The organism is Microbacterium sp. NPDC087665 (assembly GCF_044743285.1).
In the GTDB taxonomy this organism is placed as follows: domain Bacteria; phylum Actinomycetota; class Actinomycetes; order Actinomycetales; family Microbacteriaceae; genus Microbacterium.
This window is the reverse complement of record NZ_JBIUWD010000005.1, coordinates 77,585-98,039: the sequence shown is the minus strand read 5'-3', so window position 1 is coordinate 98,039 and position 20,455 is coordinate 77,585. Positions and strand designations below refer to the sequence as shown.

Below are 20,455 nucleotides of genomic sequence, written 5' to 3'. Positions count from 1 at the left end.
CGCCCGCGCGGGCGCCCGGTGTCGGATGCCGCAGCTAGTGTCGAAGCACCGAGGAAATGGAGCATCGTGCGGATCGACACTCAGGCGCAGCGCGTCATCTGGAGCGCCAGCGACCTCAAGGCGGCCGCCGAATGCGAGTTCGCATGGTGCCGCGCCATCGACGCGAAGCTCGGGCGGGTTCCGGCCGTCGAAGAGCCGGAAGACGCGACCCTCGCGCGGGCCGCGCTGCTCGGCGATGTCCACGAGCGCAATGTGCTGGCGCGCTACATCGACGACCTGGGCGAGAACGATGTGCACCAGATCGCCAAGGTCTCGTCGATCGACGCCGAGGCTCTCGCCGCAGCCGTCGATGAGACCATCGCGGCGTTGCGGTCCTCGGCTCAGGTCGTCTTCCAGGCGGCGTTCGCGACCGACGAGTTCGTGGGGTTCGCCGATTTCCTGCGCAAAGACGTCGACGGCCGCTGGCGGGTGCAGGACTCCAAGCTCGCCCGTAAAGCGCGGGTGACCGCCCTGATGCAGTTGGCGGCATATGTCGACCAGCTCGATCGTCTCGCCATTCCGCGGGCCGATGAGGTCGATCTGATCCTCGGCGATGGCACGCTCAGCACCCACGCCGTCGACGATCTGCTGCCGCTCTTCCAGGTGCGGCGGGCGCGGCTGCGCGCGCTCATCGCCGACCGTCGCATCGATCAGGCCGAGCTCGGCGAGCCCCTGGCCTGGGGCGACGACCGCGGCGACCTGCAGATCGTCGCCTGCGGCCGATGCGCCACGTGCGAAGAGCAGGTGATCGCTCACCGCGATCTGCTCATGGTCGCGCGCATGCGGCCGGTGCAGCGCGCTCGCCTGCGCGCCGCGGGCATCGAGACGATCGATGGCCTCGCCGCCGCCGAAGCCGCCCCCGAGGGCATGAACGTCGACACGTTCGAGAGCCTTCGCGCGCAGGCGCGGCTGCAGCTCCGGGCCGACAGCGACGGTACCCCCACGTACGAGGTGCACTACGCGCAGGCGATCCACACGCTGCCGGTGCCGAGCCACGGCGACATCTTCTTCGACTTCGAGGGCGACCCCCTGTACACCGAGCCCGCCGCAGACGGTGAGGCCCACTGGGGCATCGACTATCTCTTCGGCTGGGTCGACAACAGCGATCAGTACACGGCGCTGTGGGCGCACAGCTTCGCCGACGAGCGCCGGGCGTTCGAGACGTTCCTCGACTTCGTCGCGCTGCGCCGCACCACGCATCCGGGCATGCACATCTACCACTACGCCCCGTACGAGACCTCGCATCTGGTGGCGATGGCTGCGCACTACGGCGTGCGCGAGAGCGAGGTCGATCGACTCCTGCGCGAGGGCGTCTTCGTCGACCTCTATCCGCTGGTGCTGCGCACGGTGCGGGTGGGGTCGCGCTCCTATTCGATCAAGAAGCTCGAGCCGCTCTACATGGGTGACGACGTGCGCACCAGTGACGTGCAGAAGGGCGACGACTCGATCGTCCAGTACGTCGCGGCGCGCGAGTTCGCCGACGCGGGGGAGCAGGCCGAGGCGGATGCGGTGTTCGCCGACCTCGCCGACTACAACCGCTACGACTGCGTGTCGACGAGACGACTGCGCAACTGGTTGATCGACATCGCCCGTGAGAAGGGCGTCGCTCCCGCCCCACCCGACGCGGCAGACGAGGTCATCTACGAGCCTTCGCCACGTTCGGTCGCTCTGCTCGCCGACGCCGAGCGCGCGGTGGCCGCGGGCGACGACGGTCAGGTGCATCGCATCGCGGCCGCGGCGATCGACTACTTCCCGCGCGAGGCCAAGAGCTTCTGGGTCTCGCACTTCCAGCGGCTGCGCGAGCCCGTGACGATGTGGGACGGCACGCGCGACGTCGTCCGTGTCGATCGCGCATCATCGGTCGTGCGTCGGGACTGGAGCGTCGGCGAGGGTCGACGTGTCATGTCGCGCGACATCGAGATCCGGGGCGAGGTGTCGCCGGGCACGACGCTCGGCGCGGGGTCCCAGCCGTTCGCCCTGTACGACGCACCCGCACCCTTCGACACCGAGGTTCCGTCGCGGGCGGTGCACGTGCCCCATTCGGTGACCGTCGCCGAAGCTCTCGACGACGGCTACCTGGTCACCGAGACGGCGGTGCAGGGGCAGACGTGGGACGATCTGCCGCTCGCGCTGACGCCGGCAGCCCCGCCGCGCGTGATCTCGCTTCAGGGGGCCATCGACGAATGGGCCGACGCCGTGCACGCTGCCGCGCCCGAATTCCCCGCCGATCCTGCCACCGACATCATCCGGCGCATCCCGCCGCGCACCCTCTCCGGCAACCCGCTTCCCGCGGCCGAGAACCACGGTGACACGGTCGATGCGATCGTGCGCGGAGTGCTCGATCTCGACCGCAGCTACCTCGCCGTCCAGGGGCCTCCGGGCACCGGCAAGACCTACACGGGTTCGCGCGTGATCGCGCGACTGGTCAACGAACACGGGTTCCGCATCGGTGTGGTCGCACAGTCGCACGCCATCATCGAGACGCTGCTCGAGCGCATCGTGGCCGACGGCGTCGCTCCCGCTCAGGTCGCCAAGGCGCCGAAGTCCAGTGAGGGCGACCCTGCGTACACGGTGATTCCCAAGAGCGGCATGGCCTCGTTCCTCGCCGAGCACAGCGGTGAGGGCGTCGTCGTGGGCGGTACCGCGTGGGACTTCAGCAACACCTCTCGCGTCGACCGCGCCGGTCTCGATCTGCTCGTGATCGATGAGGCCGGGCAGTTCTCCCTCGCCTCCACGATCGCCGTGGCGGCAGCGGCGAAGCGACTCCTCCTGCTCGGCGATCCGCGGCAACTCCCGCAGGTGAGCCAGGGCGCGCATCCGGAACCGGTCGACACGTCGGCGCTCGGGTGGGTGATGCACGACGACGCCGTCGTGCGCCCGGAGTACGGGTACTTCCTCGCTCGGTCCTGGCGCATGCATCCGTTCGTCGCCGCGCCGGTCTCGAAGCTCGCCTACGCCGGACGACTGGCGTCGGCTCCCGGCACCGAGAAACGTTCCCTGCAGGGCATCGATCCGGGGCTCCACGTGGTGCCTCTCCGGCACCGGGGCAACGCGACGCAATCTCCGGAAGAGGCCGCAGAAGTGGTGCGGATCGTCGGCGACCTCGTCGGCCGCACGTTCACCGACAACGACGACGACGCGACCGAGCGCCCCCTTGCGCCGGCCGACATCATCGTCATCACGCCGTACAACGCCCAGCGCCAGTTGGTGCACGACGCTCTCATCGACGTCGGCTACCCCGATGTGCCGGTGGGCACGGTCGACAATTTCCAGGGCAAAGAGGCCGTGGTCTCGATCACGTCGCTCGCGGCATCGAGCGGGCGGGATGCTCCGCGCGGCCCCGAGTTCCTGCTTCTGCAGAACCGGCTCAACGTCGCGATCTCGCGCGCACAGTGCGTGGCCTACCTCATCCACTCGCCGGCCTTGCTCGACGACCTCCCGTACACGCCCGAAGGCGTCGCCCGCCTGAGCGCTTTCGCGCGCCTGGTGGGTGCGGCGGACTGAGCGGCACGGGCCCCGCCATGCATTCGACCGAAGAGATCCTCCGTGCTGCCGCGGAGTGGACCTGGTTCCCCCGAGGCAGCGAGAGAGATGACTCCGAGCTGCTGTTGGTGCGCTACCCGGCGCGCCTCGGCGGTCGCGTGCGCGCCTCGCAGGTGCATTCGCGTGCAGATGCCGCGACCGTGATCGAGCACGCGGTCGACCGCACGCGAGCGTGGGGCGCCTCCGAGATCACGTTCTGGAGCAACCCTTCCGACAGCCCCGACCTCGAGTCCGAGCTGCGTCGGCGCGGCGCGGAGCACATCGACACCGTGGCGGTGTTCGCGGGCGCGATCGATGCCGTCTCGATCGATGTCCCGCACGACGCGACGGCCGAGGTCATCCGCACCCTCGAGCAGGTGCGCGAGGCCGACGCGATCAATGCGCCGGTCTGGGAACAGGATCCGCTCGACGAAGACGGTCTGCGCGCCGAACTCGCCGACGTCCACGAGGCGCTCGCCTCGGGCGCGGGCATCCATGTTCTGGGTCGCCTCGACGGCGAAGCGGTGAGCACCGGCGGCTGCACGATCGTCGACGGGTTCACCCGCCTCTGGGGCGCGGCGACCCTCCCGACGGCACGAGGTCGCGGTGCGTATCGGGCCGTTCTCGCCGAGCGACTGCGTCTCGGCGCCGAGCGCGGTGCGACCACGGCGCTCGTCAAAGGTCGAGTGTCGACGTCAGCGCCGATTCTCGCCCGCGCCGGTTTCCGCCACTTCGGCGACGAACGCGCCTATCGGCTCGTGATCCCCGCCGGCAGCACTCGCATGCCCCGGGAGCGCGCGAGCGGTCAGACCGTTCCGTAGAGACGATCTCCGGCGTCACCGAGACCGGGGACGATGTAGCCCTTCTCGTTCAGACGCTCATCGAGAGCGCCCAGCACGAGAGTGACGTCGCGGTCGCCGGCCATCGCTTCGATCGCTGCGACGCCCTCGGGGGTGCCGAGCAGGCAGATCGCCGTGACGTCCTTCGCACCGCGGTCGAACAGGAACTGGATCGCCGCGGCCAGCGAGCCGCCGGTCGCGAGCATCGGGTCGATTGCGAAGCACTGGCGATCGCTGAGGTCGTCGGGAAGACGCTCGGCGTAGGTCGTCGGTTCGAAGGTCTCCTCGTCGCGCACCATGCCGAGGAACCCGACCTCGGCGGTCGGGAGAAGCTTCACCAGGCCTTCGAGCATGCCGAGACCGGCACGCAGGATCGGCACGACGATCGGACGCGGTTCCGAGATCTTCACGCCCATCGTCTTCGTCACGGGGGTCGTGATCTCGACCGGAGACACCTTGACGCCGCGGGTCGCCTCATAGGCGAGGAGCGTCACGAGCTCTTCCGTCAACTGCCGGAATACCGGGGACGGGGTGCGCACATCGCGCAGCACCGAGAGCTTGTGGGTGATGAGGGGGTGGTCGGCCACGTGAACACGCATGGAATACAGGCTAATGCGCTGCGCGCTCCCGCACGACATCGGATGCTCCGCACCCCTGTCGTAGGCTCGACCCATGACGGCTGCCGACCTCCCCGCGATGCGTCGTGCGCTCGCCCTCGCGGCGGAGGCGGGCGACCGGGCGGAGATCCCGGTCGGCGCCGTGGTCGTCGACCCGGCGGGCCGGATCGTCGCCGAGGGACGCAACACCCGCGAGGCCACCCACGATCCGACCGGTCACGCCGAGATCGAGGCCTTGCGGAGCGCCGCAGCATCCGTCGGCTCCTGGAATCTCGACGGCCACACCCTGGTGGTGACTCTCGAACCGTGCATCATGTGCGCCGGGGCCATCCTGCAGGCGCGCATCGGACGGGTCGTCTTCGGAGCCTGGGACGACAAGGCCGGCGCTGCGGGGTCGATGTACGACGTGCTCCGCGACCGACGGCTGCCCTACCGCGCCGAGGTCGTCGGGGGAGTCGAGGCCGAGGCGGCGACGGCGCTGCTGCGCGAGTTCTTCGAGCAGCGTCGTTGACGGCATCCGCCCGCTGATCGCGACGGTCGGCGGGAGTCAGTCCGAGGACTTGAGGACGAAGACGTCGGTCGACGGCTCGGGATCGATCGCCGGGCGGTAGACGTCGGGCTCGATGTAGATGACCCGGGCTGCCGGGACGGCGTCGCGGATGCGGGCCTCGATCTCATCGATGTCATCTGCTGCCTCGCGCACGGACTTGTCGGCCGTGAGGGCGACCTTGGCGGCCACCATCAGCTCATCCGGTCCGAGGTAGAGCGTCTTGATGTGGATGATCTTCTCGATCTCGTCGCCGGCCGTGATCGCGTCGACGATGCGGTCGAGGTCGGCGCTCGTCGCGCCCTCGCCCACCAGCAGGCTCTTCGTCTCGATGCCCAGGATGATCGCGATCAGCACGAGCAGAACGCCGATCATCAGGGTGCCGAGCGCGTCGAACACCGAGTTGCCGGTGATGACCGTGAGCCCCACGCCCAGCAGGGCGAAGGTGAGACCGGTGAGGGCTCCGGCGTCTTCGAGCAGCACCACGGGCAGCTCGGGTGCCTTCGCGCGGCGGATGAACGAGGTCCAGGACTGGCCCTTTTCGCGAACGAGATTGCTCTCCTTCACGGCGGTGCGCAGCGAGAACGACTCCAGCCCGATCGCGATCACGAGCACGACGAGCGGCAGCCACCACCAGGTGGGGTCGAGTTCGTGCGGGTGGCGCAGCTTGTCGATGCCCTCGTAGATGGCGAAGAGCCCACCGAGGGAGAACAGGATGATCGAGACCAGGAAGGCCGACACGTAGCGCTCGCGCCCGTAGCCGAACGGATGGGCGCGGTCGGCCTCCCGGCGTGACTTGCGTCCGCCGAGCAGCAGGAGCAGCTGGTTGCCGGAGTCGGCGAGCGAGTGCACGGCCTCGGCCAGCATCGACGCCGAGCCGGAGAGGAGCCACGCCACGAGCTTCGCCAGGGCGATGCCCATGTTCGCCAGGAACGCCGCGATGATCGCCTTGCCGCCGCCGGATGCACTCATGCGTCGAGTCTAGATCGGTGGACCCATGGATCGCAGGTGCGCCCGCCGTAGGATGACGACATGGCTGACTCTCTCCCCGCCCTCGCGTTCCTCGGTGCCGGATCGATGGGGGGAGCGATCCTGCGTGGCGTCGTCGCCTCGGGGGTGGCCGTCGACGGTGGCATCACGGCCACGAACCGATCGACCGAGAGCGCCGGGGCCCTGCGTGACCTTCCCGGCGTGACGAGCATCGCCCTCGAAGAGCAGCCGGACGGCAACAGGGAGGCCCTCGCATCCGCCCGCATCGTCCTCGTGGGCGTGAAGCCGGCGATGGTCCCGGATCTGCTTCGCGAGATCGCACCGCACCTCGCGACCGACGCGATCGTCGTGAGCCTCGCGGCCGGCGTCACCCTGCAGACGTTCGCGGATGCGCTCGGCGCCGAGGCGCACGTCATCCGCTCGATGCCCAACACCCCCGCCACCGTCGGCAAGGCGGTCACCGGTCTTGCGGCGGGGCCGGCGTCGACGCCCGACGACATGGCCCTCGTGCGCCGGTTGTTCGAAACGGTGGGCGCCGTCATCGAGGTGCCCGAATCGCAGATCGACGCGCTCTCGACGATCTCCGGCTCCGGCCCCGCCTACGTGTTCCTGCTCATCGAGGAGTGGACGAAGGTCGGACTCGGACTCGGATTCAGCGAGGCAGATGCCCGTCTCATGGCCGAGCAGACCTTCATCGGCTCGACCGCGCTGCTCGAGGCGTCCGGCGAGACGCCTGCGGAGATGCGTCGCCGCGTCACGAGCCCGAAGGGCACGACCGAGCGCGCGATCGCGGTGCTGCAGGATGCGCATCTCGAGACCACCTTCGCCGAGGCCTCGGCCGCGGCCCTCGCACGGGCCAGGGAACTCGCCGCCGGGGCGTGACATGCGGCTGCGGTTCACGGGGGAGATCTGGGAATGGCGCGGGCCTGCGCCGTACCATTTCGTGACCGTGCCGCCCGTCGAGGCCGAGATGATCGGCGAGATCGCGGGCATCGTCACCTACGGATGGGGCATGATCCCGGCGTCCGTCACGATCCGTGGCACGACCGTGACGACGTCGCTCTGGCCGAAGGACGGCGGCTACGTCGTGCCGATCAAGAAGGTGCTGCAGCATCGCGAGGGCGTCGCGATCGGCGACGTGGTCGAGATCGCCCTCGACATCGACGCCTGACGACTCAGCGGTCGAGGGCGGCGAACCGCTCGATGTCGCTGTTGGTGCCCGAGACGATGATGAGGTCGTGGTTCGTGACGATCGTGTTCGCCTCGGCGTAGCGGAACGGCTTGCCCGGGCTCTTCACACCCACGACGGTGACCTTGTACTTGGTGCGCACACCCGACTCGTTCAGGCCGATGCCGCGGATGAACTTGGGCGGGTACATCTTCGCGAGCACGAAGTCGTCGTCGAAGCGGATGAAGTCGAGCATCCGCCCGCTCACGAGGTGCGCCACGCGCTCGCCGGCCTCGCGCTCGGGGTAGATGACGTGGTTCGCGCCGACGCGGGCGAGGATCTTGCCGTGCGACTGCGAGACGGCCTTCGCCCAGATCTGGGGGACCTTGAGGTCGACGAGGTTGGCGGTGATGAGGACGGATGCCTCGATCGACGAGCCGACGGCCACGACCGCGACCTGGAAGTCCTGCGCGCCGATCTGACGGAGCGCGTCGATGTTCTTGGCGTCGGCCTGCACCGTGTGCGTGACCCGGTCGGACCACTTCTGCACGAGTTCGAGGTTGCCGTCGATCGCGAGCACCTCGCGGTCGAGGCGGTCGAGCTCGCCCGCGCAGGCGGCGCCGAACCGGCCGAGGCCGATGACGAGGACGGGCGCGTCGTTCCGCAGGACTTCAACCAACGATCGGCCTTTCCACGGGCAGCGAGTAATACTGCGATCGCGATGTCGCGGCGACTGCCGCGGCGAGAGTCACTGTACCAATGCGCCCCATGAAGATGGTGACGGCCAGGACGTACGAGCCGGAGTCGGGGAGTTCGGCGGTGAGCCCCGTCGACAGTCCCACGGTGCCGAACGCCGAGATCACGTCGAACAGCACATGACTGATGTCGGCCTTCGTGATCTGGGCGATGATGATCGTCGACAGCGCGACGATGGTCGCGCCCCAGGCGACGACGCTGAGGGCCACGCGCTGCACGTCGCTGGGGATGCGCCGGCCGAAGGCCTCGACGGACTGGCGCCCCTTGGCCTCCGACCATACGGCGATCGCGAGCACCGCCAGGGTCGTGACCTTGATTCCACCGGCGGTCGAGGCCGAGCCGCCACCGACGAACATCAGCATGCTCGCCGCCACGAGCGACGAGCCGTTGAGGTCGGCGATGTCGATCACGTTGAAGCCGCCCGAGCGGGTCATCGCCGACAGGAAGAAGGCCTGGAAAGTGGTGTCTCCGGCATCCATCGACCCGAAGGTCTTGGGGTTGTTGAACTCGAGCACGAGGAAGACGATCGCGCCGAGGATGAACAACAGCACGGTCGTGACGAGGGTGAGCTTGGTGTGCAACGACCAGCGCTTCACATGCCACACGTGCTTGGCGAGCGAATAGATGACCGGGAATCCGATGCTGCCGAGGAAGACGCCCACCATCAGCATCGAGAGTACTAGGTAGTCGTCGGCGAAGACCGCGACCCCGCCGTCGTTGGGGGCGAATCCCGTGTTAGTGAAAGCCATGGCCGCGAAGTATGGCGCCTCCCACAGCGCGGCGATCGGGTCGACCTTCGCCATCACGAGTGACGGGTAGAGCAGTACGGCGAGGGCTGCTTCGATGATCAGCGACGAGACGGCGACGGTGCGCAGCAGCTGGCCGACCTCGCCCAGGCGCACGGTCTGGCTCTCGTTGACCACACCGCCATGGGCGCGCAGGGGGTTCGTGTCGCCGGCGGCCATGAGCTTGGCGCGCAGCCCGAGCCGCTTCGAGATGACCATGCCCATGAGCGAGGCGAGCGTGAGCACGCCGAGACCGCCGATGTTCACGCCGATGAAGATCAGCACGTGACCGAACGGCGACCAGTGGTTCGCCATGTCGACGGTGGCGAGACCGGTGACGCAGATGGTCGAGACGGCGGTGAACAGCGCGTCGCTCAGCGGTGTGACTTTTCCGGACGTCGAAGCGATCGGCAGTGAGAGGAGCACCGTGAAGACGAGGATCAGCGACGCGAAGATGACGATCGCGAATCTCGACGGCGACGAGGTGATGATGTGCCGTGCGCCTGCGGTGGCATTGCGGAGACGCTGTTTGGGGGACGACGCCGAAACGATGCCCGACATCGCGTCCCCTTTCGTCTGTCTCCACCGCCGATCGGCGGTCGCTCGGCGGTGGTGGCGGAGCCTTCGTCATGGTACTCCGTGCCGGGGACGACTACCCTGATCACATGACCGACATCTTCGACGTGATCGCAGACGGTACGAGGCGTGACATCCTCCAGCTCCTCCTGCGGCGTACGACCGAAGGAGAGGCCGGAACGAGTGTCAGCCAGATCGTCACCGACCTGGGTATCAGCCAACCCACCGTCTCGAAGCACCTGAAGGTGCTCCGCGACGCCGAACTCGTCACGGTCCGCGAAGACGGGCAGCGCCGGTTCTACAGCCTCGCCGTCGAACCGCTCGAGGTCGTCGACGACTGGCTCGTGCCGTTCCTCGTCGATGCCTTCGGCGATGACGCCCCGAACTACCTGTATCCCGCCGGTCCGCTGCCCGACAGTGCGGCGCACGCGGCCGAGGTCGTCGGTCGCGCGGCGGCGTCTGCCAAGCATGTGGTCGCGACGGCGCTGAAGCGCCTGGGAGCCTGACGAAGCGATCTTCCCGGACGTGACTCGCCCCTGACGATCGGGGGGCAGTCGTCAGGGGCGAGGTCCGCAGGTCCCACACCTGCTGAACGGGGACTGGTGCCAGTCCGGGTCTTGGCATCAGACTGGCACTCGTGTCTGAGTGAAGCTCGCGGAACAGCTATGTCTCCGCTGTGACCGGTGTACACGCGAGAATTGAGTCCCACTCGCACCACTGATCACACCGGCCACACGGGTTTACACGTGTCCCACCTAGCCCATAGAGTGTGCACATTCGAGAAAGGGGTACGTGGGATGCCCGAAGTACCTGACGTCAAGTTCCTGACCGTCGCCGAGGTCGCAGCGATCATGCGCGTGTCGAAGATGACCGTCTATCGCTTGGTGCACTCCGGCGAGTTGCCGGCGATCCGATTCGGTCGCAGCTACCGCGTGCCGGAGTCCGCGGTGACCGACGCTCTGCAGCGTCCCATCGCCGACGTCGGTTGATCGTCCGGCGGTCGTTTTCGCTGCGGTGACGGTGAACCCCTGACGATTTGCTAGACTGACCCGAGGCATTTTTCCGTGCCCGTACCCGGGCGTCCGATTTCGGGACGCCTAGCCACTGACTTAGTGAGGTTTCCGTGGGTTCTGTCATCAAGAAGCGCCGCAAGCGCATGGCGAAGAAGAAGCACCGCAAGCTGCTTCGTAAGACTCGCCACCAGCGCCGCAACAAGAAGTAAGCGGCCAAGACACGAGCGCCCCCGACAACTCTGCGGAGTATGTCGACAGGGGGCGCTTTGTGTCTCTGCCGTCGGCATCGATCCACAGAAGGAAGTCATGAAGTCGATCACCGTCACCGAACTCGCCGACCGTTCCGGCACACCGCTCGTCGATGTGCGTGAGAAGGACGAGTTCGCCGCCGGGCATGTCCCCGGCGCCGTCAACATCCCGATGTCCGAGATCGGCAACCGTCTCGAAGAGCTTCCGAGCGAAGCGTTCGACGTGATCTGCCAGGCCGGCGGACGCTCGGCACGCGTCGTCGAGGCTCTGGAGTCGCGCGGCTACGACGCGACGAACGTCGAGGGCGGGACAGGTGAATGGATCGCGCAGGGTCGCGCGGTCGAGGTGCCCTCGGCGTGACCACGCTGACACTCATCGGCAAGCCCGACTGCCATCTGTGCGATGTGGCCGCCGAAGTGATCGATGCCGTCGTGGCCGAGCTTCCGGATGCCGCGGCCGAGCAGGTCGAGATTGTCGAGGCATCCATCCAGGACGACCCCGCCCTGTACGAACTGTGGTGGGAGAAGATCCCCGTCGTGCTGATCGACGGGGAACTGCACGCGCACTGGCGGGTATCGCCCGACCGGCTGCGAACCGCCCTCGAGGAGGCTGCCCGATGACCATCCGCCACGTCGTGTCCTGGAAGCTGGCCTCCGACGACGCCGCAGAGCGCGCCGCCCAGGCCGCCGAGGTCGCCCGGCGCCTCAACGCGCTCGAGGGCGTCGTGCCGCAGCTCCTGTCGATCTCGGCCGGCGCGAATGTCGTGCTGCCCGACGCGAACTGGGACGTCGTGCTCGTCGCCGACTTCGCCTCCGTCGAGACGCTCGACGAGTACCAGGTGCATCCCGCTCATCTCGAGGCCGCCGCCTACATCCGCTCCGTCGTGAGCGCACGCGTCGCGGTCGACTTCGAGGTCTGATGCTCCCGGTCGCGTAACGCACCGAAACAAAACCGTAATCAGGGATCGGGCACTCTTAGTAGGGCATCCGTTCGGCGCATGCCAGGATGATGACCTATCAGCCCACCAACGGTGGGCTTTACCCTGCCCTCGATTTTCAGGAGCTGTTATGCACCGTCGCAATACCTTCGCCGGCCTCGCACTCGTGGCTGCGGCAACCCTTGCACTCGCAGGATGTGCCGGCGGAACCGACGAGTCCGGTTCCGGCGAGCCCGCCGCCGGCGACGAGTACGGCCTGGTCACGGCCGGCACGCTCACCGTCTGCTCGGACATTCCCTACGCACCGTTCGAGTTCGAGGGTGGCGACAACGGCACCGGATACACCGGTTTCGACATCGACCTGCTCGACGCGATCGCCAAGAAGCTCGACCTCGAGCTCTCGGTGCAGGACGTGGGCTTCGACGCGCTGCAGTCGGGCACCACCCTCGCGGCCGGCACGTGCGACATCGGCGCATCGGCGATGACCATCACCGACGAGCGCAAGGCGAACATCGACTTCTCCGACCCGTACTACGACTCGCTGCAGTCGCTGCTCGTTCGTACCGACTCGGGCATCGAGTCGATCGACGACCTCTCGGGCAAGAACGTCGGCGTCCAGCAGGGCACCACGGGCGAGACCTACGCCTCCGAGAACGCGACGGGCGCCGAGCTCGTGCAGTACCCCTCCGATGGCGAGCTGTGGCCGGCCATGCAGTCGGGTCTGATCGACGCGATCCTGCAGGACCAGCCGGTGAACCTCGAGCACGAGAAGGCCGACAGCGCCTACAAGATCGTCGAGACGTACAACACCGACGAGTCCTACGGATTCGCGTTCGCCAAGGGTGAGAAGTCGGAACTGCTCAAGGCTGTCAACGAGGCTCTGCAGGAGCTGCGCGACGGTGGCGAGTACGACACGATCTACGACTCCTACTTCACCGCGAACTGATCGGTGAGTAAGCGCTTCGGAGGTCCTTCACAATGGCGTTGAAACGGACGACCAAGAGCAAGCTGTATCGGTACGCCGTCTACGCGGTGCTGATCGCCATCGTCATCTGGGCGGCGGTCACCACCAACTGGGCGAAGATCGTTCCCTTGTTCTTCAACCTCGATATCGCAGCGAAGATGTTCCCCGGGATCATCACGACCGCGCTCGTCAACACGCTGTGGTTCACAGCCGTGGCGTTCGTGCTCGGTCTGGTGCTCGGGGTCATCCTCGCCCTGCTGAAGATGTCGGCCATCGGCCCGTTCCGGTGGATCGCGACGGCATGGATCGAACTGTTCCGCGGGCTTCCCGCGATCCTGACGATCTTCGCCGTGGCGTTCATCCTGCCGATCGCGTCGGGGATCCCCGGCAAGGACCTGGGCGGCCCCGTCGTCCTCGGCCTGATCGGTCTGATCCTCGTGGCCTCGGCCTACATGGCCGAGACGATCCGCGCCGGAATCCAGGCTGTCCCGAAGGGGCAGACGGAGGCATCGCGCTCCCTGGGCATGTCGCCCATGAAGACGACGTTCTGGATCATCGTCCCGCAGGGGTTCCGCATCATCATCCCGCCGCTCACGAACGAGTTCGTGCTGCTGCTGAAGGACACCTCGCTGCTGTTCATCGCGGGAACCTTCATCTGGTCGAAGGAGCTCACCAACTTCGCCCGTGACGCTGCGACGCAGAACTCGAACGCGACGCCGCTGATCATGGCGGCGATCCTGTACCTGATCGTGACGATCCCCCTCACGCGCTTCAGCGCGTGGCTCGAGCGAAGGATGGCGAGGCAGCGATGATCACCGACCTGATTGATGTCCACGCCCCGGCGATCGATGTGCAGGGGCTCGTCAAGAGCTTCGGCGACAACGAGGTGCTCAAGGGCATCGACCTCACCGTCACCGCAGGAGAGGTCGTCTGCGTCATCGGACCCTCGGGTTCCGGCAAGTCGACCCTGCTGCGTTCGGTGAATCTCCTCGAGGAGCCGACCGGCGGAAAGATCCTCATCGAGGGGATCGACATCACCGACCCCGAGACCGACATCGACCGTGTGCGCACGCGCATCGGCATGGTGTTCCAGAGCTTCAACCTTTTCCCGCATCTGAACGTGCTGGGCAATCTCACGATCGCTCAGCAGCGCGTCAAGAAGCGTTCGAAGGCGGAATCGGAGCGGGTCGCGCACGAGATGCTCGCGCGCGTCGGTCTTTCGGAGAAGGCGGATGCCTACCCCGGTCACCTGTCGGGTGGACAGCAGCAGCGCGTCGCGATCGCGCGGGCGCTGTGCATGAACCCCGACATGATGCTGTTCGACGAGCCCACCTCGGCGCTTGACCCCGAGCTCGTGGGTGAGGTGCTGCAGGTGATGCGCAGGCTCGCCGACGAGGGCATGACGATGCTCGTCGTCACCCACGAGATGGGCTTCGCCCGGGAGGTCGGCTCTCGCCTGATCTTCATGGACGGCGGACACATCGTCGAAGAGGGCAACCCGCACGATGTGATCGGAAACCCGCAGCATCAGCGCACCAAGGACTTCCTCTCGCGCGTGCTGTAGGTCGCTCGGGGGTCATCGCGACTCCCCGACAATGATGAGGCCCCCGGGTGCATCTGCACCTGGGGGCCTCATCGTGATCTGAGGGCGGCGGTCAGGCCTCGACGACCTCGGCGTCGGGTGCGCTCCGGCGCACCGACTCGATCCCGCCCAGAGCGGCGGACTTCGACGAGTAGCCCTCGCTGGTCGCGATGACTTCGCCGTTGCCGGCCTTCAGACGGAACCGGTACTCGCCGGACTTGTCTGTGTACAGCTCGAACTTGCCTGCCATGAGGCATCCTCTCTGTCGTGTCGTAGAGGCGACGGGCCCCTCGAGCATCACCGTATCGGCCGGTCCCGTGTCGCGGAAGAGTGAGATCAGCTGCGCGGATGCACCGCCACGGCCTCCGGGGCCACGGCGATGCGCACGCGATCGCCGAACGCGGGGTGGATGCTCGGAGCGTGCTGCACCCGGACGAGGTCTCCGGATTCGGTGCGCACGAGCGTGCGGCGCATGCTGCCGAGGAACGTGCTCTCCTCGACGATCGCATCGGTCGCGGCATCCGCCTCCGACGCGAAGTACACGTTCTCGGGACGCAGGTAGACGTCGACCGGGCCGTCGGCCGGGGTCTGCAGCGGCAGGGTCTGCCCCCACACCACGACGTGCTCGCCGTCGGCGACGCCCGGGACGACGCTGGACAGCCCGACGAAGGCCGCCACTCCCGCGGTCGACGGCGTGGTGTACAGCTGCTCGGGCGAGCCGATCTGCTCGATGCGTCCGGAGTTCATCACGGCGATGCGATCGGAGACGGCGAGCGCCTCCTCCTGGTCGTGCGTGACGAAGACGGTCGTGATGCCGAGACGCAGCTGGATGCGGCGGATCTCGTCGCGCAGCTGCACGCGCACCTTGGCGTCGAGCGCCGACAGCGGCTCGTCGAGCAGCAGCACCTTGGGCTCGGTGACCAGCGCGCGGGCGAGCGCGACGCGCTGCTGCTGGCCTCCGGAGAGCTGATGCGGGAAGCGGTCGGCGAACTCGGCGAGTCCGACCAGGGCCAGGGCGTCTTTCGCGCGCTTCGCCGACCCCGTCGCCGAGACACCACGACGACGCAGGCCGAAGGCCGTGTTCTCGGCGACGCGCAGGTGCGGGAACAGCGAGTACGACTGGAAGACCATGCCGATGTCGCGCTTGTTCGTCGGCGTGCGCGACACGTCGCGTCCACCGAGGAGCACCGCGCCCTCGTCGGATCCCTCGAGGCCGGCGAGCACGCGCAGGAGGGTCGTCTTGCCGCAGCCCGACGGACCGAGCAGCGACACGAACTCACCCGGGGCGATGTCGAGGTCGACACCGTGCAGCACGCGGTTGCCGCCGTAGCTCTTCACGATGCTCTGCAGCTGCACCCGGGTGCCTTCGCCCGCCTCGGCGAGCAGCAGATTGTCTTTGGTGCGGGGGAGTGCGTGATCGATGGTCATGAGCGGGCCTTTCCGTTGCCGCGGGCGACGCGGCCGATGACGAGGAGCAGGATGAAGACGAGCGCGAGCGCCAGCAGGGTGAAGATCGCGGGCGCGTAGGGGTCCTGCTTCTGCACCACGACCATCGCCGTCTGGAACACCTGCTTGTTGAGGAGCGAGGCGATGGTGAACTCGCCGAGCACGACCGCGATCGAGATCAGCGAGGCCGCCAGCAGTCCCTGTCGCAGGTTCGGTGCCAGGACCTTGAGTACGACCGTGGGCCAGCTCGCCCCGAGCGAACGGGCGGCCTCGGAAAGCGTGCGCAGGTCGGCGGCATCGATGGATGCCTGGATCGAGCGGTAGGCGAACGGCAGCACGGTGATGCCGTAGGCGAACGCGAGGGTCCAGGTGCCGGTGCCGAGCGATCGACCGATCTGCAGGTAGATCGGGGCGAGGCCGACGACGAGCACGATCGCGGGGATCGAGATCGGCAGCAGCACCGTGAACTCGAACATCGGCTTGAGCTTGCCGAATCGTAGGTTGACCAGGATCATCGTCGGCGCGAGGACGAACAGCACGATGGCGACGGTGACGACCGCGAGGATGAGCGAGTTGCCGAGGCCCGTCCAGATCGGCTTGATGGCGGCGGACGCCGCCGGGTCGAACAGGGCGATCCAGTGGGCGAACGAGAGCCCGCCGTCGGTGTCGCGAAGCGTGTAGAGGAACGTCGACACCAACGGGATCGCGAAGAACAGACCGACGAGGATGCCGATGATCCAGCGGGTCGTGAGCGACGGGGCGAGACGGTTCACGACTGCCACCTCGCAGCCCGTCGCTGGATGAGCGAGTACAGGGCCATGATCACTCCGACGATCACGATCATGCCGAGGGCGAGCGCCCCGGCGAGGTTCTCGCGACCGAGCACGGTCTCGCTGGTGAGCGCGGTGCGGATCTGCAGCGGCACGATCTGCGAACCCTGGCTGGCGAGCGCGGCGGCCGTCGCGTACGACGAGAAGGCGTTCGCGAACAGCAGCAGCAGGCTCGCGAAGAACGACGGGGCGAGCACCGGCAGGCCGATGCGCAGCCAGAAGCTGGCGCGGGTGCCGCCGAGCGTGAGGTTCGCCTCGGCCCACTGCGGCTTGAGCGCGGCCAGGGCGGGCATGAAGGTGATGACCATGAGCGGGATCTGGAAGTAGATGTACGGGAGGATCAGCCCGGGCAGCTCGTAGAGCCACGTGCCGTTCTCGTAGATGTTCACGCCGAACGTGTCCTTGAGGAACACGGTGATGACGCCCTGGATGCCGATCGTCGCGATGAAGGCGAACGCCAGCATGACGCCGCCGAACTGAGCGAGCACCCCGGCCGCGGCATCCACCGTCGAACGGATCGCGCCGTCGGGGTTCATGCCCAGCAGGGCATAGCAGACGAGGGCGCCGACGACCGCGCCGACGACGGCGGTGAGCAGCGAGAGACCGGCCGAGTTGGCGAAGGTGTTCAGCACGACCGGGTCGCCGAGCGCCGACACGTTCGTCCAGGTGAACGAGCCGTCCTTCGTGAAGAAGCCGGAGCCGATCGCCAGGAGCGTCGGCACCGCGAGGAACAGCACGATGTAGCCGGCGAAGGGGACGAGTCCCAGCCAGGCCCAGGACGCACCGGACCGCCGGGCCCTCGCGGTGTGCGAGGGCCCGGCGGGGGAGGAGGGGGCGGATGCCGGAGCATCCGCCCCCGTGTCGACGAGGGTGGTCACTGGACCGCCGCTGCCCACTTCTCACCGAGCAGCGTGCCGGCGTTCGTGGACTGCTCTTCGGTCGGGACGACAGTCTCTTCGGGAACCTCGGGCAGAGCCGCAGCCAGGTCGGCGTCGATCGTGCCGGCCTCGGTCATGGCCTCCATGCGCACCGGGCGAGCACCGCCGCCGAGCCACAGGTTCTGCACCTCATCGCTGTAGAGGAACTCCTGCCACAGGCGAGCCGCCGCCGGGTGCGGGGCGTCGATGTTGATCGCCTGGTTGTAGTAGCCGGCGTAACCGGTGCCGTCGAGCACGACGACCTCCCAGTTGGGGTTGTCGGCCTTGTGCGACGCGTTCAGGTAGTCCCAGTCGAAGACGACCGGGGTCTCGCCGCTCGCGACGGTCGCCGTGGTCACGTCGACCTTGAGCATGTTGCCGGCCTTCTGCAGCTCCGAGAAGAAGTCGATGCCGGGCTGGAAGTCGTCGAGCGAACCGTCGGACTGCACGGTCGCCAGGCCCACGGCGGCGAATGCGGCGCCGGCCTGGGTCGGGTCGCCGTTGATCGCGACGGCGCCCTTGTAGTCGGCCGAGAGCAGGTCGGAGAGCTCGGCCGGAGCGTCGAACTTCGACGAGTCGTAGCCGATCGACATGTACCCGCCGTAGTCGCCGACGAAGAGACCGGTGGGCTCCTTGAGCTCGTCGGGGATCTCGTCCCACGTCTGCACCTTGTAGGGGGCGAAGGTGTCGGTGTTCTGCAGGGCCACCGTCAGGCCGATGTCGAACACGTCGGGGGCGGTGTCGAGGCCCTTGTTGGTCTCGGCCGCCTGGATCTCCTCGGCGCTCGAGACATCTGGGGAAGCCTCGTTGATCGTGATCTCGGGGTACTTCTCGGCGAACAGGTCGAGGATCTCGCCGTAGTTCGCCCAGTCGCGCGGAAGTGCGATGACGTTGAGCTGCCCCTCGGCCTTGGCCGCGGCCTCGAGGTCGGCGAACGAGCCGAAATCGGTGACGGAGGTGGCCGTCGCAGCGTCGGTCGATCCCTCGCCCGCGTCGGTGGCGTCAGCGGTGCCGGAGCAGGCGGTGAGCGCCAGGGCGGCCGTGGTGACCAGAGCGATGCCGGCGCCGATGCGCGCGCGGCGGGTGAAGCGTGCCATGAGTGTCCTCTCGGTGTCCGGCGGTGCGCCGGTTCGGGTTGCGAGAGGAAACTATTGCTCCGGAGTTACCGGCCGGAGCGGCACGGGTGAACGAGAGATGTCGAGGGGGTGGCGGGGCGGGGCCGAGGCCTGTCGCCGCCTGGGCGTCAGCGCGGGGTGACGGCGTATTTGAAACCGAGATGTGACCCGATATACCCGAGACGCTCGTAGAAACGATGTGCGTCGGTGCGCGCGGCATCCGATGTCAGCTGCACCATCGACGCATCCACGGCGGGTGCGGCGATCTCGCCGACCCAGCGCATGACCGCCGAACCGATGCCCGACGAACGCAGATCGCTCTGCACGCGCACCGCCTCGACCAGAAGGCGCCGGGCGCCGCGACGCGCCATCCCGGGGATCGACGTCAGCTGCAGGGTGCCCACGATCGCACCGTCGAGTTCGACCACGAGCAGATCGTTCGACGGCTCGGCGAGGATCTCGACCAGCGCCGCGGCATACGCCGGGCGGTCGTCGTCGGATGCTACGTCGCCCCGTGCCGCACTGATCGGGTCATCGGCGAGCAGTGCGATGACGGCATCCGTATCGGCGGCCGTCGCCCGGCGCAGCAGCGCGCTCCCGGCACGCGAATCGAACGGATGCGGCAGCGGCAGGGTCTCGAGCATGGTTCCAGTCTGTCAGCGCCTCGCGCGGATGCCGGTGCGCGCCCGACTCTCTGGAATCATGGCCAGGTGGATATCGGCGCCGTGCTCGGACTGGAGCAGCTCACCTGGGGGATGCTGCTGCTCATCGTCGTCGCGGCCTTCGCCGCCGGGTGGATCGACGCCGTGGTCGGCGGAGGCGGGTTGCTGCAGCTGCCCGCACTGCTGCTGATTCCCGGCATCGCGCCGATCCAGGCCCTTGCCACGAACAAGCTCGCCTCGGTGTTCGGCACCGCGACCAGCAGCATCACCTACTACCGCCGAGCGAAGCCCGACATCCGCACGGCGATACCCATGGCGGTGATCGCGCTCGCCGGATCGTTCGGGGGAGCGGCGGTCGCGACGATCCTTCCCGCCGCCGCCTTCAAGCCGATCATCGTGGTGGCGCTGCTGGCCGTGGCGCTCTTCACCGCGTTCCGGCCGCAGATGGGCGCGGCGACCATGCTGCGGTTCTCCGGGCACAAGCACCACATCATGGCGGGTGCCGCCGGCCTCGTGATCGGTTTCTACGACGGCATGATCGGCCCGGGAACCGGCACCTTCCTGGTGATCGCCCTCGTGGCCCTGCTCGGCTACGACTTCCTGCAGGCGAGCGCGAAGGCCAAGATCGTCAATCTCGCGACCAACATCGGCGCCCTGCTGCTCTTCATTCCGCACGGCTCGGTGCTCTGGGTGCTCGGCGGGATCCTCGCGATCGCGAACGTGGCCGGCAGCTACGTCGGTTCGCGTATGGCGATCTCGCGCGGCACGAAGTTCATCCGCATCGTGTTCCTGGTCGTCGTGATCGCGCTGATCGCGAAGCTGGGGGTCGACGTGTGGAACGAGAACATCGCGCCGGCTCTGGGCCTGGCGTAGCCGCGGACCTGGGCCCTTCGACAGGCTC

The 20,455-nt window shown here is 67.8% G+C and carries 25 protein-coding genes; 15 read left to right on the top strand and 10 right to left on the bottom strand.

Features of this window, described 5'->3' with window-relative positions; all coding sequences use genetic code 11:
* The first annotated feature begins 66 nt into the window (after nt 1–66).
* Both ACIOSY_RS13400 and ACIOSY_RS13395 read left to right on the top strand, forming a co-directional pair.
* Nucleotides 67–3,543, top strand: a complete 3,477-nt coding sequence (locus ACIOSY_RS13400; protein WP_400854045.1) for a TM0106 family RecB-like putative nuclease — start codon at nt 67–69, stop codon at nt 3,541–3,543.
* Nucleotides 3,544–3,560: 17 nt separating this feature from the next.
* The gene (locus ACIOSY_RS13395; protein ID WP_400854043.1) at nt 3,561–4,382 is read left to right on the top strand and encodes a GNAT family N-acetyltransferase; all 822 of its coding nucleotides are present in this window, start codon (nt 3,561–3,563) and stop codon (nt 4,380–4,382) included.
* On the opposite strand, the gene upp is transcribed toward ACIOSY_RS13395, so the two are convergent.
* Complete coding sequence (gene upp, locus ACIOSY_RS13390) at nt 4,367–4,999, bottom strand: uracil phosphoribosyltransferase (protein WP_400854041.1); 633 nt, start codon at nt 4,997–4,999, stop codon at nt 4,367–4,369. The two genes, ACIOSY_RS13395 and upp, sit on opposite strands and share 16 nt — an antisense overlap.
* A gap of 73 nt (nt 5,000–5,072) precedes the next feature.
* Here upp and tadA point away from each other — a divergent pair, with 73 nt between their 5' ends.
* A complete protein-coding gene (gene tadA, locus ACIOSY_RS13385; protein WP_400854039.1) occupies nt 5,073–5,528 on the top strand; it encodes a tRNA adenosine(34) deaminase TadA in 456 nt (151 codons plus the stop codon).
* Between the two features lie 36 nt (nt 5,529–5,564).
* Here the strand turns inward: tadA and ACIOSY_RS13380 are convergent, their stop codons facing one another.
* Complete coding sequence (locus ACIOSY_RS13380) at nt 5,565–6,536, bottom strand: cation diffusion facilitator family transporter (RefSeq protein ID WP_400854037.1); 972 nt, start codon at nt 6,534–6,536, stop codon at nt 5,565–5,567.
* Between the two features lie 60 nt (nt 6,537–6,596).
* Here ACIOSY_RS13380 and proC point away from each other — a divergent pair, with 60 nt between their 5' ends.
* Both proC and ACIOSY_RS13370 read left to right on the top strand, forming a co-directional pair.
* Nucleotides 6,597–7,436, top strand: coding sequence for a pyrroline-5-carboxylate reductase (gene proC, locus ACIOSY_RS13375; RefSeq protein WP_400854035.1), 840 nt, complete (start codon nt 6,597–6,599; stop codon nt 7,434–7,436).
* Between the two features lie 61 nt (nt 7,437–7,497).
* Nucleotides 7,498–7,725 (top strand): DUF1905 domain-containing protein, encoded by a 228-nt coding sequence (locus tag ACIOSY_RS13370; protein WP_400854033.1) that lies wholly within the window; start codon nt 7,498–7,500, stop codon nt 7,723–7,725.
* Between the two features lie 4 nt (nt 7,726–7,729).
* On the opposite strand, the gene ACIOSY_RS13365 is transcribed toward ACIOSY_RS13370, so the two are convergent.
* Both ACIOSY_RS13365 and ACIOSY_RS13360 read right to left on the bottom strand, forming a co-directional pair.
* Nucleotides 7,730–8,401 (bottom strand): potassium channel family protein, encoded by a 672-nt coding sequence (locus ACIOSY_RS13365; protein ID WP_400854031.1) that lies wholly within the window; start codon nt 8,399–8,401, stop codon nt 7,730–7,732.
* A complete protein-coding gene (locus ACIOSY_RS13360; protein ID WP_400854029.1) occupies nt 8,394–9,824 on the bottom strand; it encodes a TrkH family potassium uptake protein in 1,431 nt (476 codons plus the stop codon). Before ACIOSY_RS13360 ends, ACIOSY_RS13365 begins: the two co-directional genes overlap by 8 nt.
* Nucleotides 9,825–9,928: 104 nt before the next feature.
* Between ACIOSY_RS13360 and ACIOSY_RS13355 the strand changes: the two genes are divergently transcribed.
* The 9 genes from ACIOSY_RS13355 (at nt 9,929) to ACIOSY_RS13315 (ending at nt 14,566) form a co-directional block, all read left to right on the top strand.
* Entirely contained in the window at nt 9,929–10,345 is a 417-nt protein-coding gene (locus tag ACIOSY_RS13355) for an ArsR/SmtB family transcription factor (RefSeq protein ID WP_400854027.1), read from the top strand.
* A 291-nt stretch (nt 10,346–10,636) separates the two neighbouring features.
* Nucleotides 10,637–10,828 carry a helix-turn-helix domain-containing protein gene (locus ACIOSY_RS13350; RefSeq protein ID WP_400854025.1) on the top strand — a complete coding sequence of 64 codons (192 nt, stop codon included), beginning with the start codon at nt 10,637–10,639 and terminating at the stop codon, nt 10,826–10,828.
* A gap of 134 nt (nt 10,829–10,962) precedes the next feature.
* Nucleotides 10,963–11,061, top strand: a complete 99-nt coding sequence (locus tag ACIOSY_RS13345) for a 30S ribosomal protein bS22 (RefSeq protein WP_003792170.1) — start codon at nt 10,963–10,965, stop codon at nt 11,059–11,061.
* Nucleotides 11,062–11,158: 97 nt separating this feature from the next.
* A complete protein-coding gene (locus ACIOSY_RS13340; RefSeq protein ID WP_400854023.1) occupies nt 11,159–11,461 on the top strand; it encodes a rhodanese-like domain-containing protein in 303 nt (100 codons plus the stop codon).
* A complete protein-coding gene (locus tag ACIOSY_RS13335; protein ID WP_400854021.1) occupies nt 11,458–11,721 on the top strand; it encodes a glutaredoxin family protein in 264 nt (87 codons plus the stop codon). The genes ACIOSY_RS13340 and ACIOSY_RS13335 overlap by 4 nt, the downstream gene beginning before the upstream one ends.
* Complete coding sequence (locus tag ACIOSY_RS13330) at nt 11,718–12,020, top strand: Dabb family protein (RefSeq protein ID WP_400854019.1); 303 nt, start codon at nt 11,718–11,720, stop codon at nt 12,018–12,020. The genes ACIOSY_RS13335 and ACIOSY_RS13330 overlap by 4 nt, the downstream gene beginning before the upstream one ends.
* Before the next feature lie 148 nt (nt 12,021–12,168).
* The gene (locus tag ACIOSY_RS13325; RefSeq protein WP_400854017.1) at nt 12,169–12,984 is read left to right on the top strand and encodes a basic amino acid ABC transporter substrate-binding protein; all 816 of its coding nucleotides are present in this window, start codon (nt 12,169–12,171) and stop codon (nt 12,982–12,984) included.
* Between the two features lie 32 nt (nt 12,985–13,016).
* Nucleotides 13,017–13,814: an amino acid ABC transporter permease gene (locus ACIOSY_RS13320; protein ID WP_400854015.1), complete on the top strand. Its 798-nt coding sequence runs from the start codon at nt 13,017–13,019 to the stop codon at nt 13,812–13,814.
* Nucleotides 13,811–14,566 (top strand): amino acid ABC transporter ATP-binding protein, encoded by a 756-nt coding sequence (locus ACIOSY_RS13315; protein WP_400854013.1) that lies wholly within the window; start codon nt 13,811–13,813, stop codon nt 14,564–14,566. The genes ACIOSY_RS13320 and ACIOSY_RS13315 overlap by 4 nt, the downstream gene beginning before the upstream one ends.
* A gap of 91 nt (nt 14,567–14,657) precedes the next feature.
* Here ACIOSY_RS13315 and ACIOSY_RS13310 read toward each other — a convergent pair whose 3' ends face one another.
* The 6 genes from ACIOSY_RS13310 to ACIOSY_RS13285 form a co-directional block, all read right to left on the bottom strand.
* Entirely contained in the window at nt 14,658–14,834 is a 177-nt protein-coding gene (locus ACIOSY_RS13310; protein WP_400854011.1) for a YegP family protein, read from the bottom strand.
* 86 nt (nt 14,835–14,920) lie between these two features.
* A complete protein-coding gene (locus ACIOSY_RS13305; protein ID WP_400854009.1) occupies nt 14,921–16,012 on the bottom strand; it encodes an ABC transporter ATP-binding protein in 1,092 nt (363 codons plus the stop codon).
* Entirely contained in the window at nt 16,009–16,803 is a 795-nt protein-coding gene (locus ACIOSY_RS13300) for an ABC transporter permease (protein ID WP_400854007.1), read from the bottom strand. The genes ACIOSY_RS13305 and ACIOSY_RS13300 overlap by 4 nt, the downstream gene beginning before the upstream one ends.
* Nucleotides 16,800–17,756, bottom strand: a complete 957-nt coding sequence (locus tag ACIOSY_RS13295; protein ID WP_400854005.1) for an ABC transporter permease — start codon at nt 17,754–17,756, stop codon at nt 16,800–16,802. The genes ACIOSY_RS13300 and ACIOSY_RS13295 overlap by 4 nt, the downstream gene beginning before the upstream one ends.
* Nucleotides 17,735–18,874, bottom strand: a complete 1,140-nt coding sequence (locus tag ACIOSY_RS13290; RefSeq protein WP_400854003.1) for an ABC transporter substrate-binding protein — start codon at nt 18,872–18,874, stop codon at nt 17,735–17,737. Before ACIOSY_RS13290 ends, ACIOSY_RS13295 begins: the two co-directional genes overlap by 22 nt.
* A gap of 146 nt (nt 18,875–19,020) precedes the next feature.
* Nucleotides 19,021–19,536, bottom strand: coding sequence for a GNAT family N-acetyltransferase (locus tag ACIOSY_RS13285; RefSeq protein WP_400854001.1), 516 nt, complete (start codon nt 19,534–19,536; stop codon nt 19,021–19,023).
* A gap of 111 nt (nt 19,537–19,647) precedes the next feature.
* On the opposite strand from ACIOSY_RS13285, the gene ACIOSY_RS13280 reads away from it, so the two are divergent.
* The gene (locus ACIOSY_RS13280) at nt 19,648–20,427 is read left to right on the top strand and encodes a sulfite exporter TauE/SafE family protein (RefSeq protein WP_400854298.1); all 780 of its coding nucleotides are present in this window, start codon (nt 19,648–19,650) and stop codon (nt 20,425–20,427) included.
* Nucleotides 20,428–20,455 lie beyond the last annotated feature (28 nt).